This is a genomic window from Streptomyces sp. CA-278952, from assembly GCF_028747205.1.
GTDB lineage: Bacteria > Actinomycetota > Actinomycetes > Streptomycetales > Streptomycetaceae > Streptomyces.
In genome coordinates, this window is the sequence record NZ_CP112880.1 from 5148667 (window position 1) to 5161347 (window position 12681).

Annotated in this window: 15 protein-coding genes and 1 tRNA gene; 9 read left to right on the forward strand and 7 right to left on the reverse strand. The window is 69.3% G+C overall.

Annotated elements, in window-relative coordinates; genetic code table 11:
• The first annotated feature begins 30 nt into the window (after positions 1 to 30).
• The 3 genes from N7925_RS23065 to N7925_RS23075 all read left to right on the forward strand — a co-directional run bounded on the left by N7925_RS23065 (position 31) and on the right by N7925_RS23075 (position 1496).
• The gene (locus N7925_RS23065; RefSeq protein WP_018958487.1) at positions 31 to 159 is read left to right on the forward strand and encodes a putative leader peptide; all 129 of its coding nucleotides are present in this window, start codon (positions 31 to 33) and stop codon (positions 157 to 159) included.
• 99 nt (positions 160 to 258) lie between these two features.
• Positions 259 to 546, forward strand: a complete 288-nt coding sequence (locus tag N7925_RS23070) for a MoaD/ThiS family protein (protein ID WP_265601357.1) — start codon at positions 259 to 261, stop codon at positions 544 to 546.
• Positions 546 to 1496 carry a PLP-dependent cysteine synthase family protein gene (locus N7925_RS23075; RefSeq protein ID WP_265601358.1) on the forward strand — a complete coding sequence of 317 codons (951 nt, stop codon included), beginning with the start codon at positions 546 to 548 and terminating at the stop codon, positions 1494 to 1496. The genes N7925_RS23070 and N7925_RS23075 overlap by 1 nt, the downstream gene beginning before the upstream one ends.
• A 154-nt stretch (positions 1497 to 1650) precedes the next feature.
• Here N7925_RS23075 and N7925_RS23080 read toward each other — a convergent pair whose 3' ends face one another.
• Positions 1651 to 2163, reverse strand: a complete 513-nt coding sequence (locus N7925_RS23080; RefSeq protein WP_265601359.1) for a type II toxin-antitoxin system PemK/MazF family toxin — start codon at positions 2161 to 2163, stop codon at positions 1651 to 1653.
• A gap of 256 nt (positions 2164 to 2419) precedes the next feature.
• On the opposite strand from N7925_RS23080, the gene N7925_RS23085 reads away from it, so the two are divergent.
• Both N7925_RS23085 and N7925_RS23090 read left to right on the forward strand, forming a co-directional pair.
• Entirely contained in the window at positions 2420 to 3172 is a 753-nt protein-coding gene (locus N7925_RS23085) for an MBL fold metallo-hydrolase (protein ID WP_274345016.1), read from the forward strand.
• 77 nt (positions 3173 to 3249) lie between these two features.
• Positions 3250 to 3732, forward strand: a complete 483-nt coding sequence (locus N7925_RS23090; protein WP_265601361.1) for a GNAT family N-acetyltransferase — start codon at positions 3250 to 3252, stop codon at positions 3730 to 3732.
• A gap of 96 nt (positions 3733 to 3828) precedes the next feature.
• On the opposite strand, the gene N7925_RS23095 is transcribed toward N7925_RS23090, so the two are convergent.
• Together N7925_RS23095 and N7925_RS23100 are read right to left on the reverse strand one after the other, a co-directional pair.
• Complete coding sequence (locus N7925_RS23095; RefSeq protein WP_265601362.1) at positions 3829 to 5094, reverse strand: PTS transporter subunit EIIC; 1266 nt, start codon at positions 5092 to 5094, stop codon at positions 3829 to 3831.
• 279 nt (positions 5095 to 5373) lie between these two features.
• Positions 5374 to 6633: a PTS transporter subunit EIIC gene (locus N7925_RS23100; protein WP_274345017.1), complete on the reverse strand. Its 1260-nt coding sequence runs from the start codon at positions 6631 to 6633 to the stop codon at positions 5374 to 5376.
• Positions 6634 to 6797: 164 nt separating this feature from the next.
• Between N7925_RS23100 and N7925_RS23105 the strand changes: the two genes are divergently transcribed.
• From N7925_RS23105 to rdgB, 4 genes are all read left to right on the forward strand, one after another.
• Positions 6798 to 7088 carry a glucose PTS transporter subunit EIIB gene (locus tag N7925_RS23105; protein WP_078625861.1) on the forward strand — a complete coding sequence of 97 codons (291 nt, stop codon included), beginning with the start codon at positions 6798 to 6800 and terminating at the stop codon, positions 7086 to 7088.
• A 158-nt stretch (positions 7089 to 7246) separates the two neighbouring features.
• Positions 7247 to 7984, forward strand: a complete 738-nt coding sequence (gene rph, locus N7925_RS23110; protein WP_274345018.1) for a ribonuclease PH — start codon at positions 7247 to 7249, stop codon at positions 7982 to 7984.
• 123 nt (positions 7985 to 8107) lie between these two features.
• The gene (locus N7925_RS23115) at positions 8108 to 8497 is read left to right on the forward strand and encodes a hypothetical protein (RefSeq protein WP_274345019.1); all 390 of its coding nucleotides are present in this window, start codon (positions 8108 to 8110) and stop codon (positions 8495 to 8497) included.
• 127 nt (positions 8498 to 8624) lie between these two features.
• A complete protein-coding gene (gene rdgB / locus N7925_RS23120; protein WP_265601365.1) occupies positions 8625 to 9227 on the forward strand; it encodes an RdgB/HAM1 family non-canonical purine NTP pyrophosphatase in 603 nt (200 codons plus the stop codon).
• A gap of 57 nt (positions 9228 to 9284) precedes the next feature.
• Here rdgB and N7925_RS23125 read toward each other — a convergent pair.
• From N7925_RS23125 to proP, 4 genes are all read right to left on the reverse strand, one after another.
• Positions 9285 to 9360: transfer RNA gene (locus N7925_RS23125), tRNA-Leu, on the reverse strand.
• 12 nt (positions 9361 to 9372) lie between these two features.
• Positions 9373 to 9957 (reverse strand): HNH endonuclease signature motif containing protein, encoded by a 585-nt coding sequence (locus N7925_RS23130; RefSeq protein WP_274345020.1) that lies wholly within the window; start codon positions 9955 to 9957, stop codon positions 9373 to 9375.
• Positions 9958 to 10206: 249 nt separating this feature from the next.
• Complete coding sequence (locus tag N7925_RS23135; RefSeq protein ID WP_274345021.1) at positions 10207 to 10842, reverse strand: HNH endonuclease; 636 nt, start codon at positions 10840 to 10842, stop codon at positions 10207 to 10209.
• 160 nt (positions 10843 to 11002) lie between these two features.
• Complete coding sequence (gene proP, locus N7925_RS23140; protein ID WP_274345022.1) at positions 11003 to 12499, reverse strand: glycine betaine/L-proline transporter ProP; 1497 nt, start codon at positions 12497 to 12499, stop codon at positions 11003 to 11005.
• Between the last annotated feature and the right edge of the window lie 182 nt (positions 12500 to 12681).

A 12681-nucleotide genomic window follows, 5' to 3' on the forward strand; every position in this document is an offset into this window, starting at 1 on the left:
TTCCGCACAGGGAATCGATACGATGCCCGCATGGTTCCCCATGACGTGAGCAACAAGACGCCGGGCACGCTGCTCGTAGCGCGGCTGCACGTCGACCTGTGCAGGCTCGCCAGCGCGATCTGTCCCGCCCGCAGCCTGCCCGTGAGCCGCCCGGCCTGAGCCGCGGTACGCGCGCCCCATCCACACGCACCACCCCCTGCGCGGGGTCAGAAACGCGCGCCCCACGCCACCTCCACGCTTTCGACAGGAGCCCACGCCATGGCCATCGAGGTCCGCATCCCGACCATCCTCCGCACCTACACCGACGGCGCGAAGGCCGTCGAAGGCAACGGGGACACCCTCGCCGACCTCTTCGCCGACCTGGAGAGCCGCCACACCGGCATCCGTGAGCGACTCGTCGACGGCGCGAACGGCGACCAGCTCCGCCGCTTCGTGAACGTCTACCTCAACGACGAGGACGTCCGCTTCCTCGACGGCATCACCACCAAGCTCAGCGACGGCGACAACATCACCATCCTCCCGGCCGTCGCCGGCGGCATGCGCTGATGCGGTACGACTCCCCGCTGGCAGCCGTGGGCAACACACCTCTGGTGCGTCTGCCCCGGCTGTCCCCGTCCGAGGACGTCCGGATCTGGGCCAAACTGGAGGACCGCAACCCCACCGGCTCGATCAAGGACCGCCCCGCGCTCCACATGGTCGAGCAGGCCGAGAAGGACGGCCGGCTGACCCCCGGCTGCACCATCCTGGAGCCCACCAGCGGCAACACCGGCATCTCGCTCGCCATGGCGGCCAAGCTCAAGGGCTACCGCATCGTGTGCGTCATGCCGGAGAACACCTCCCAGGAGCGGCGCGACCTCCTCGCCATGTGGGGCGCCGAGATCATCTCCTCCCCGGCCGCGGGCGGCTCCAACACCGCCGTGCGCGTCGCGAAGGAGCTGTCGGCGGAGCACCCGGACTGGGTGATGCTCTACCAGTACGGCAACCCGGACAACGCGGGCGCCCACTACGCCACCACCGGACCCGAGATCCTCACCGACCTCCCGTCCATCACCCACTTCGTCGCGGGCCTCGGCACCACCGGCACCCTCATGGGCGTCGGCCGCTACCTCCGCGAGAACCGCCCCGGCATCCAGATCGTCGCCGCCGAACCGCGCTACGACGACCTGGTCTACGGCCTGCGCAACCTCGACGAGGGCTTCGTCCCCGAGCTCTACGACGCCTCGGTCCTCACCACCCGCTTCTCCGTGGGATCCGCCGACGCGGTCACCCGCACCCGCGAACTCCTCCAGCAGGAGGGCATCTTCGCGGGCGTCTCCACCGGCGCAGCCCTCCACGCGGCGATCGGCGTGGGCAACAAGGCGGTCAAGGCGGGGGAGAGCGCCGACATCGTCTTCGTCGTCGCGGACGGCGGCTGGAAGTACCTGTCGACGGGCGTCTACACGGCACAGACGACAGAAGCGGCGATCGAAACGCTTCAGGGCCAGCTCTGGGCGTGACCGTTCCGGGCCAACCCAGCCCGTCCGGCGCTCGAGGACATCTCTCAGCCGGTCCGGGCCGTCCCAGCCCGTCCGGCGCTTGAGGACATCTTTCAAGCCCCTCCGGCGTTTGAGGGGCGGGGCCCGGGGCGGAGCCCCGAAAAGGCCCCGCCCCTCACCCCGCCCCCAGCCCGCGCACCCGCTCCCACACCCCCGGATCCACCGTCCCCACCCGCCGCCGGAACCCGGCGATCCGGACCTCCCGCAGCTCGTCCGTCTCCAGGAAGCTCTGCCGCCCCTGCCGGTCCCCGACCGTCCCCGAGGGCAGCGCGATCACCCCGGGCCGCTCCTCGTGATGACGGCTGGTGATCTTAGCGACCAGCGCCGTGCGCCCCCGGCCCCGCCCCCGTACCGAGATCACCAGACACGGCCGGTCCTTCGACCCGGGCCCGTCCTCGTACGGCACATCGGCCCACCACACCTCGCCGGCCCGAGGGGTACGCCCGTCCCCACGGCCTTCCGGACCCGACGGGCCCGAGGGCCGGGACGGCGGCCGGGTCGACCCCACCGGCTGCCGGGGCCGGCGCGAGCGGGGCCCCCGGTCCGAGCGCCCCCGGCCGTCCACCACCGCGGCCACGAGCGCCAGCAGAACCACGGCGACCAGCGCCACCCACCAGAACGTGTTCATCCCCCGACCGTACCGGCGGCCGGGACGGGCACGGCGGGGCAGCCCGTGGGCGCGCTTCCATCGAACCGGTGACAGAGCAGGTGAGTTCCCCCACAACGGAGGGCAGCGGAGGAGCGACGCGGAGTTTCGCGCCTTACGCTCGACAAACCGCAGAACCCATTCCGCAGGCACCGTACGAAGCTCCGCAGGCCCGTACGAAGCCCCGGCGGAATCGCACGAACCCTCCCCGTTCCCGCGTACCGGAGGTTCACGCTCCATGAAGCTCACCGTCGTCGGCTGCTCCGGCTCGTTCCCCTCCACGGGTTCGGCATGCTCGAGCTACCTCGTAGAGGCCGACGGCTTCCGGCTGCTCCTCGACATGGGCAACGGCGCCCTCGGCGAGTTGCAGCGCCACGTCGGTCTCTACGACCTCGACGCGATCTTCCTCAGCCATCTGCACGCCGACCACTGCATCGACATGTGCGCGTATTTCGTCGTGCGCTACTACCGCCACGACGGCGCCCGCCCCGTCCCCCTCCCGGTCTACGGCCCCGAGGGCACCGAGCATCGTCTGACCGCCGCCCACGGGGACACCCCCTCCGACCGGGCGATGAGCGAGGTCTTCGACTTCCACACCCTCAAGTCCCAGTCCTTCGAGATCGGCCCCTTCTCGGTCCGCACGGAGAAGCTCCGCCACCCCGTCGACACCTTCGGCATCCGGGTCGAGCACGGCGGCTCCGTCCTCGCCTACTCCGGCGACACGGGAACCTGCGAGGCGCTGGAGGAGCTGGCCCGGGACGCGGACCTGTTCCTCTGCGAGGCGTCGTTCGTCGACGGCAAGGAGGACATCCCGGACCTGCACCTCAACGGCCGCGAGGCCGGTGAGGCGGCGGCCCGCGCCGGAGCACGCCGGCTCGTCCTCACCCACATCCCGCCGTGGACCGACGCCGACCGCAACGCCGCCGACGCCCGTGCGGCCTACCCGGGCCCGGTGGAACTGGCGGCCCCGGGCGCGGTGTACGAGCTCTGAAGCCCCGCGCGGGCGGCGGGCGGCCCGGTTTCGCGGGACGCGCCACCGGCCCCGGGCCGCTCTGCGAGACTGCTCGGATGATCACGATCAGACCCGCCCGGGACGCCGACCTCGACGGCTTCCTGGCCCTGGCGTCCCAGGTCGAGCACTGGTTCGGGCCGATGGTCGAGGAGCCGGGCTTCCACCGCGCGGTGGAAGCCCACATCCGTGACGGGGCGGCCCTGGTCGCCGAGTCCGCCGACGTGTCCGGCCCCGTCGGCGGCCTGCTGTTCGGCGCCGAACCGCCGACGTACCACGTGCACTGGCTCGTCGCCTCCGAACACCGCCGCGGCGCGGGCGTGGGACGGCTCCTGATGGCGGAGGCGATGCGTCGGTACGTCACCGGGCCCGGCACCGTCGAGGTGATCACCTTCGGACCCGACCACCCCGGGGCGGTGGAGAGCGGGGCCCGCGTCTTCTACGAGCGGCTCGGCTTCCGCCCCGGCGAGCCCGGGGACCCGGGACCGGAGGGCGGCTCCCGCCAGCTCTACCGGCTGGACGTGCCCGTACGCCCGATGTGACACGACCGTACATACGACAGGTACGTACGCCGAAGCCCCCGCTCCCGAAAGACGTCTTCGGGAAGCGGGGGCTCCGGCGTACGGGCGTGGCGGAGGCTACTTCGCCTCGGCCTTCTGCAGCTCGGCGAGCTCCTCGTCCGACTCCCGGCCCGGGGTCGGCAGGTTGAACTTGGTGATCGCGAAGCGGAAGACCACGTAGTAGACCGCTGCGAAGCAGAGGCCGACCAGGACCAGCAGCCAGGGCTTCGACGCGATGCCGAGGTTCAGCAGGAAGTCGACGAGGCCGGCCGAGAAGCCGAAGCCGTCCTTCATGCCGAGCGCCCAGGTCAGGGCCATCGACACACCCGTCAGCACCGCGTGGATCGCGTACAGCACCGGGGCGACGAACATGAAGGTGAACTCGATCGGCTCGGTCACACCGGTGACGAACGAGGTCAGCGCCAGCGAGAACATCATTCCGCCGACGACCTTACGGCGCTCCGGGCGGGCGCAGTGGACGATCGCGAGGCAGGCCGCCGGGAGGGCGAACATCATGATCGGGAAGAAGCCGGTCATGAACTGTCCGGCGGTCGGGTCGCCCTCCAGGAAGCGGGCGATGTCACCGTTCTTGCCGTTGTACTCGCCCGCCTGGAACCACGGGAAGGAGTTCAGCAGGTGGTGCATGCCGACCGGGATCAGCGCACGGTTGGCGACACCGAAGATGCCCGCGCCGACCGCGCCGGAGCCGACGAGCCACTCACCGAAGTTGTGCAGACCCGCGCCGAGGACCGGCCAGATCAGACCGAAGACGATACCGATGAGCAGACCCGCGAAGGCGGAGAGGATCGGGACCAGACGGCGGCCGCTGAAGAAGCCGGCCCAGTCGGGCAGCTTCGTCCGGTAGAACTTCTGGTACAGCAGGGCCACGACGATACCCATCACGACACCGCCGAGGACGCCGGCGTTGACGGGAGCGTCCACCATGACGATCTTGTCGTCGACCACGGTGGCCTTCTGCGGCAGGCTGCCGTCCGTGAAGGTCGCGAGCACCTTCTGGAAGACGAGGTAGCCGGTGACGGCGGCCAGCGCGGTGGAGCCGTCCGACTTCTTCGCGAAGCCGATCGCGATGCCGACGGCGAAGAGCAGCGCCATGTTGTCGAGGAGCGCGTTGCCGCCCGCGGACATGTAGCCGGCGAGCTTCGTTATGAACGTCGGGAACGACTCGCGGCCCAGCATGTCGCCATTGCCGAGGCGGACCAGGAGCGCGGCAGCCGGCAGCACGGCGACCGGCAGCATGAGGCTGCGGCCGATGCGCTGCATGACGGCCATCACGCCGGCGCCCTTCTTCTTCTCGGCCGCGGGTGCGGTCTCAGCCGTGGTCATCAACTTCCTCCATGGGACACGGTGCCGCCCAGGTCGTTGATGTGGGGAGGCGGCGACTCGACAGACGCCGGCAGACAGCCGTGGTCTGGACCACTCAGTGGTGTAGACCAGTTTTAGCACGGTGAGGGTTAGATAAGGAACCTGCAATTACCTGCTTATTCGCAGTAGCAGATCCGGCACTATCGGTGACATGCCGAAGACCCCCGGACCGGTGGTCCGGGGGCCTCATGCGTGCCGTGTGCACCGGGTTCGAAGACCCGGAGCACTTGCCGCGCCGCGCTACTTGGTGAGGTCCTTCTCGATCTCCCTCTCGACCTCCTCCGGTTCGCGCCCCGGTGTCTTGAGGTCGAACTTGATGATCGCGAAACGGAAGACCACGTAGTAGATCACCGCGAAGCACGCGCCGATCGGGATGATCAGCCAGGGTTTCGTATCCAGATGCCAGTTGACGACGTAGTCGATCAACCCGGCCGAGAAGCTGAACCCCGCGTGCACCCCCAGCAGCCAGGTGATGCCCATCGACGCCCCGGTGAGCACTGCGTGCACGCCGTACAGCAGCGGCGCGACGAACATGAAGGAGAACTCCAGCGGCTCGGTCACGCCCGTGACGAACGAGGTCAGCGCCACCGAGACCATCAGGCCCGCCACCTCCTTGCGGCGCTCGGGCCGCGCGCAGTGGGTGATGGCCAGGGCCGCGGCCGGCAGGCCGAACATCATGATCGGGAAGAACCCCGAGGTGAACTGACCGGCCGACGGGTCCTGGGCGAAGAACCGGGAGATGTCGCCCTGCACGGTCTGGCCGTCCGCCCCGGTGAACTCGCCCGCCTGGAACCAGAAGAACGTGTTCAGGAACTGGTGCATGCCGATCGGGATCAGCAACCTGTTTGCGAAGCCGAAGATCGCCGCGCCCCAGGAGCCGAGGTCGATCAGCTGCTTGGAGAACCAGGTCAGCCCGTCGCCCACCGGCTGCCACAGCAGTCCGAACAGCACGCCGAGGATCACGCAGAGGAACGCCATCAGGATCGGCACCAGGCGTCGCCCGTTGAAGAAGCCGAGCCAGTCGACCAGCTTGGTGCGGTGGTAGCGCTGCCAGACGACCGCGGTCAGCAGCCCGATCAGGATGCCGCCGAGCACGCCGGGATTCTGCGGCTCGCCGTCGGGCAGGGCCTCCGTCACGGTGCCGTCCATGGGGAAGGCGGTCAGCACCCCCCGGTAGACCAGGAAGCCGACGACGGCCGCCAGCGCGGTGGAGCCGTCCGCCTTCTTCGCGAAGCCGATGGCGACGCCGATGCAGAACAACAGGGGCAGGCCCAGCTCGCCGTCGAGGATCGCGCCGCCGCCGTTGAGCAGGACCTTGGAGGTCTTGTCCCAGAAGGCGCCGTCCAGGTACGAGCTGAAGAGGTTGCCGAGACTGACGAGCAGGCCGGCGGCGGGGAGGACGGCCACCGGGAGCTGAAGGCTCCGCCCGACCTTCTGCAGGCCCTGGACCGGTCCGTTCCACCCTTTTCGCTGCGGTACCGCAGCGGCGCTCGAACTCATGGGCGTCCTCCCGGGAACACTTCACGTTTGGCGGTCGTTGCAAACTGGTGTAGACCAGTTGCGTCACGGTCCGGGGTCCGTCCCGAAGGCAGGGCGCCGGTGATCGTCATCTTTCGGGATCATCCGGTTACCCGCCCGTGAAGTTGGGCCAACCGTGCGTTACCGTGACAAAACGGACCCGCAGCGGGCGGCCGTCTGCGCGCGAAACCAGGGAGAAGGACATGGCCACCAAGGCTGAGAAGATCGTCGCCGGGCTCGGCGGTATCGACAACATCGACGAGATCGAAGGCTGCATCACCCGCCTCCGCACCGAGGTCCACGACCCCAGCAAGGTCGACGAAGCCGCCCTCAAGGCCGCCGGCGCCCACGGCGTCGTCAAGATGGGCACCGCGATCCAGGTCGTCATCGGCACCGACGCGGACCCCATCGCCGCCGACATCGAAGACATGATGTGACCGGCTGACCCCACGCCGGAAACCACAGGCCCCGTCCCCCCACCGGAGGACGGGGCCTGTGCCATGCCCACGCGCCCCCGCACCCGGGGGCGTCGGGGCATGGCGGCCGCCACCGCACCCGAACGGAGCCACCCCCGCCACCGGATAAAGTCGGGCCCATGTCTCGCATCGACGGCCGCACCCCCGAACAGCTCCGCCCCGTCACCATCGAACGCGGCTGGAGCAAGCACGCCGAGGGCTCAGTCCTCATCTCCTTCGGCGACACCAAAGTCTTCTGCACCGCCTCCGTCACCGAAGGCGTCCCGCGCTGGCGCAAGGGCAGCGGCGAAGGCTGGGTCACCGCCGAGTACTCCATGCTGCCCCGCTCCACCAACACCCGCGGCGACCGCGAAGCCGTACGCGGAAAGATCGGCGGACGCACCCACGAGATCAGCCGGCTGATCGGCCGTTCCCTGCGCGCCGTCATCGACTACAAGGCCCTCGGCGAGAACACCATCGTCCTGGACTGCGACGTCCTCCAGGCCGACGGCGGCACCCGCACGGCCGCCATCACCGGCGCCTACGTCGCCCTCGCCGACGCCGTCACCTGGGCCCAGGGCAAGAAGATCGTCAAGGCCGGCCGCAAGCCGCTCACCGACACCGTCGCCGCCATCAGCGTCGGCATCGTCGACGGCACCCCGCTCCTCGACCTCTGCTACGAGGAGGACGTCCGCGCCGAGACCGACATGAACGTCGTCTGCACCGGCGACGGCCGCTTCGTCGAGGTCCAGGGCACCGCCGAGGGCGCACCCTTCGACCGCAAGGAACTCGGCGCACTCCTCGACCTCGCCACCGCCGGCTGCGTCGACCTCGCCGCTCTCCAGCGCGACGCACTCGCCCGCACCCAGGACGCGTAGCGACCCACCCTCCGCGGGTAAAGAAGCAACCAAATACGCACCACAGAGCGTCGTTACGGATACGGGCGCACGGGTCGAACCGTGCGTCCGTCCACGTAACGATCCCCGGGGAGGGACCGAACCATGGCATCGCGCCGCCACCAACGCCTCGCACTCGCCACCGCCGCCACCCTGCTGACGCTGACCACGGCCGCAGGCTGCGCCGGCCTCGACAAGGCGCTCGACTGCGTCCGCACCGCCGACGCCATCGCCACCAGCGTCGGCAACCTCCAGAAGGCCGTCTCCAACGCCTCCGAGGACATCACCCAGGCCTCCGAGTCCCTGGACGAGATCGACCGCGAGCTCAAGAAGCTCGGCGACTCCACGGACAACGCCGACCTCTCCAAGGCCGTCGACGACCTCCAGACGGGCGTCACAGACGTCCGCAAGTCCATCGAGGCCGGCGACGCCACCCCCGACATCACCCCCGTGACGGACGCGGCGACGGAGATCGGCAAGGTCTGCACCCCGTAACCACCGGGGGCGGGGCGGGCCAGGGGCGCGACCGGGCGGGGCGGGTCAGGGGCGCGACCGGGCGGTCCGGGCCGGACCGAGGGCGGCACGGCCCGCCCGGGCCGCCGCCCGGGGCGATAATCGCCCCATGAAGCGCCTGATCCTCGCCACCCGCAACGCCGGGAAAATCACCGAACTCCACGCCATCCTCGCCGACGCGGGACTCGACCTCGACCTCGTCGGCGCGGACGCGTACCCCGACATCCCCGACGTCAAGGAAACCGGCGTCACCTTCGCCGAGAACGCGCTCCTCAAGGCCCACGCCCTGGCGAGCGCCACCGGCCTCCCCGCCGTCGCCGACGACTCCGGCCTCTGCGTGGACGTCCTCGGCGGCGCCCCCGGCATCTTCTCCGCCCGCTGGTCCGGCACCCACGGCGACGACACGGCCAACCTGAACCTGCTCCTGGCCCAACTCGGCGACATCGCCGACGAACACCGCGGCGCCTACTTCGCCTGCGCCGCCGCCCTGGCCCTCCCCGACGGCACGGAACGCGTGGTCGAGGGCCGCCTGAACGGCACCTTGCGCCACACCCCGTCCGGCACGGGCGGCTTCGGCTACGACCCGATCCTCCAGCCGGAGGGCGAGACCCGCACGTGCGCGGAGCTGACCCCGGCGGAGAAGAACGCGATCAGCCACCGGGGGAAGGCGTTCCGGGCGCTGGTGCCGGTGGTGCGGGAGTTGGCGGGGTAGCGAAGAGTACGAGCGGCTGCTTCCTTCGAAACGAAGGTCGCAGCCGCCCTGCACCTGTGGGCCCGGTGGGACTCGAACCCACGACACACCGGACCTAAACCGGCGCCCTCTTGGCCAGCTGGGGTACGGACCCGCGCGGCCCACTCTACTGTGCGACCTGGCGCGGCTTCGAGAGGGTTTGCGTCTGGCTATGACACGAGGGGCACAGGTAACGGAGGTTCTCGCGGCGGTTGTCGAGCCGATCGCCGTCGATGTGGTCGATCTCCAGGACGAGCCGCCTGCCACGCCAAGTGTCACCGGTTCCGCACTTCGCGCAGACGTGCGGAACTCCGAGGTCGTCCAGGGCTCGTCGTAGCTGAGCCGTTTTCGTCCGGGAGGCTCCGGTGTCCAGGCGCCGAAGTATCTCCGTCGCGGGCTTACGGTTCGGAGAGCGCGTCCCGCGACCATGACCCTGTCCGGTGAAGTGATCCATGGACAACCCGTACGTTTCGATGTCCCGCTTCACGCGAGCGCGAGCAGTGCCGTTGTTGCCCAGTCCCAAGGTCCTCAGAACGCCGGCCAGACTGCGGGACGCGGCGACCGCTTCGACCAGTGCGGTACGGGGTGTGGAGGGCGTTCCGTACCGGCGGCCGCTGGTGAAGTGTGAGGTGTCGATGCCGAGCCGATCCAACCTCTTGCGCAGGTAGCCGTACGGGCTGTCGCTCGGCGGCAGGCCCATGTACGTGAACATTTCTCTGATGCTGTGCGAGCGAGCGGGCGGCGGCTTCGGCGAGGAGTTCGCGTGGATACTGGCAGCGCTCTCTTGGCGGGAGACTCTCCTCGACAAAGTGAGTCGTGTCGATGCCGTAGTGCGCTAGCCGGTCGCGTACGTAGCGGAGCGATCGGCTGCCCAGGGGTGCCCCGAGGTGGCGCAGGACGTCAACGAGGCTGCTCGATGTTGCTGCGCTGCGCTCCAGCAGGTCATAGGGGTACTTGGTGATCACGCCGCCCTCCTGCGCCTGCGGCCACGATAAGTGTCCGTCGCCGCGTGACAGTTGGGGCAGAGGAGGCGAAGGTTCTCCAGTCGGTTGTCCCACCAGTCGCCGTTGACGTGGTCCACCTTGAGCCGAAGCGGTTGCCCCTGCCATTTCCCGACGTTGCCGCATTCGGAGCACGCGTGCTCGACCCCCGTGCGGACGAGATCTCGACGCAGTCGCTCACCGGGGATTCTGCCGTCCGACGGGGCGCGGAGCGTCAAGGAAGTCGTTTGCGAGGTCTTCGTTCTGCGGCTGCCGGGACCCACCGGAGTGAAGTGGGAGGTATCGATCCGCAGGGCGGCGATGCGGCGGCCGATGTGCGCCTGGTTGCCGCCGACCGGGCTGATGCCCAACCGGCGCACGACCTCGGCCACGCTCGTGGAGAGGGCAGCCAGTTCGCGGAGCGTCTCCTCCGTGTGGCGAACCCATGTGGTGGCGAAGTGCGAGATGTCTATGCCCGCATCCGACATCTTCTTGCGTAGATAGCGCCGACTGCCGGGCGTTGGTTTACCACCGCACCACCGCACGGCGTCCGACGCGTTCTTCGTCATACGCGCCGCTTCTTCCAGAAGCTCACGCGTGTAGCGAACCGACCCCATGCCCCCTCCGTCCCGGCCGCGCGTTCGCGGCCTCGTACGGAGTAACAAACCGTTTATCGGACAGTCACGCCCGAAATCCGGTGAGAACGAGGAACGGCCCGCACCGCTCGACGCGAGCAGTGCGGGCCGTTCCTCCGAGAGAAGGCCGGAAGGGAGCGGGTCAGAACTTCGGGTCCGGTGCCTGCGCCTGGACCAGTTCCGCCGCCTCCTCGTCCGTCTCGACCGACGGCGGGGAGCCGATCAGCGGCTGCTGGGCCGTCTCCTTCATGCAGGCGACCGCGATCAGGCCGACCAGGGCCGCCGCCATCGCGTAGTACGCGGGCATCAGGTTGGAGCCGCTCCAGCTGATCAGGGCCGTGATCACCAGTGGGGTCGTGCCGCCGAAGATCGACGCGGAGAGGTTGTAGCCGACCGACAGGGACCCGTAGCGGACGTTCGTCGGGAACAGGGCCGGGAGCGCGGCCGACATCGTGCCGAGCATGCAGACCAGGGAGAGGCCCAGCATCAGCATGCCGATGGTGATCGGGAGGATGCCGTCCACCCGGATGAGGAGGAACGCGGGCAGGGAGAGGACGAGGAAGCCCAGCATCCCGGTCATCAGCAGCGGTTTGCGGCCGAAGCGGTCGGACAGCTTGCCGATCTGGCTGATGATCGTCATCAGGAACACCATCACCGCCAGCAGGATCAACAGCCCGTGCGTCTCGCTGTAGCCGAGCTCGTCGGAGAGGTACGTCGGCATGTACGACAGCAGCATGTAGTCGGTGATGTTGTACGCGCCGACCAGGCAGATGCAAAGGACCAGCGTCCGCCAGTGCTGCCGGAAGATCTTCGCCAGGTCGCCCTTGGCCGTGGACTCGACGCCGTCCGCCGCCTCGCTCGCGTGCGCCGTGCCGCCCTCCAGCTTCTGGAAGGCGGGAGTCTCGTCCAGGCGCAGTCGCAGGTAGAGGCCGACCAGGCCCAGCGGGCCCGCGACGAGGAACGGGATCCTCCACCCCCAGGTTTCCATCTGCGCGTCGTTCAGGAGGGCGTACAGGGCCGTCACGAGGCCGGCGGCGCCGACGTAGCCGGCCAGGGTGCCGAACTCCAGGAAGCTGCCGAAGAAGCCGCGTCGTTTGTCGGGGGCGTACTCGGCGATGAACGTCGAGGCGCCGCCGTACTCGCCGCCGGTCGAGAAGCCCTGGAGCATCCGGAAGAAGATCAGCAGGACCGCGGCCCAGACGCCGATCGTGTCGTGCGAGGGGATCAGGCCGATCGCGAACGTGCCGACGGCCATCAGGATCATCGTCAGCGCGAGGACCTTCTTGCGGCCGACCTTGTCGCCCATCGGCCCGAAGAACATGCCGCCGAGCGGCCGTACGAGGAAGGCCACCGCGAAGGTCGCGAAGGAGGAGAGGAGCTGCGTGGTCTCGTTCCCGGACGGGAAGAACACGTGTCCGATCGTCACGGCCAGGTAGGAGTAGATCCCGAAGTCGAACCACTCCATGGCGTTGCCCAGGGAGGCGGCCTTGACGGCCCGCTTGACCGCCGCGTCGTCCGTGACCGTGATGTCCGTCCGGCGCAGCCGCGGGTTCCGCCGTTTCCGGATGGCCCGGAAGAGCGTGGGGTGGCGTTTGACCGCTTCGGGGTCGGCCGCCTGGTGGGGGTCGGGGGCCGCCATGGCCGGGTCCTTTCCTCGGAGTGTGTTCCAGGAAAAGCTTCTGCGCAGTCATGGCGGTCGCAAACCGACTTCGTGGGCCGATGCGATCTCCCTCACATGATCTGAACACGTTCTGCGGTCGGCCGCTGGTCGGAATCGCCGTAATTGCGGGAATCGTGTGAGGGGTGGCCCGGGGCCGTCGG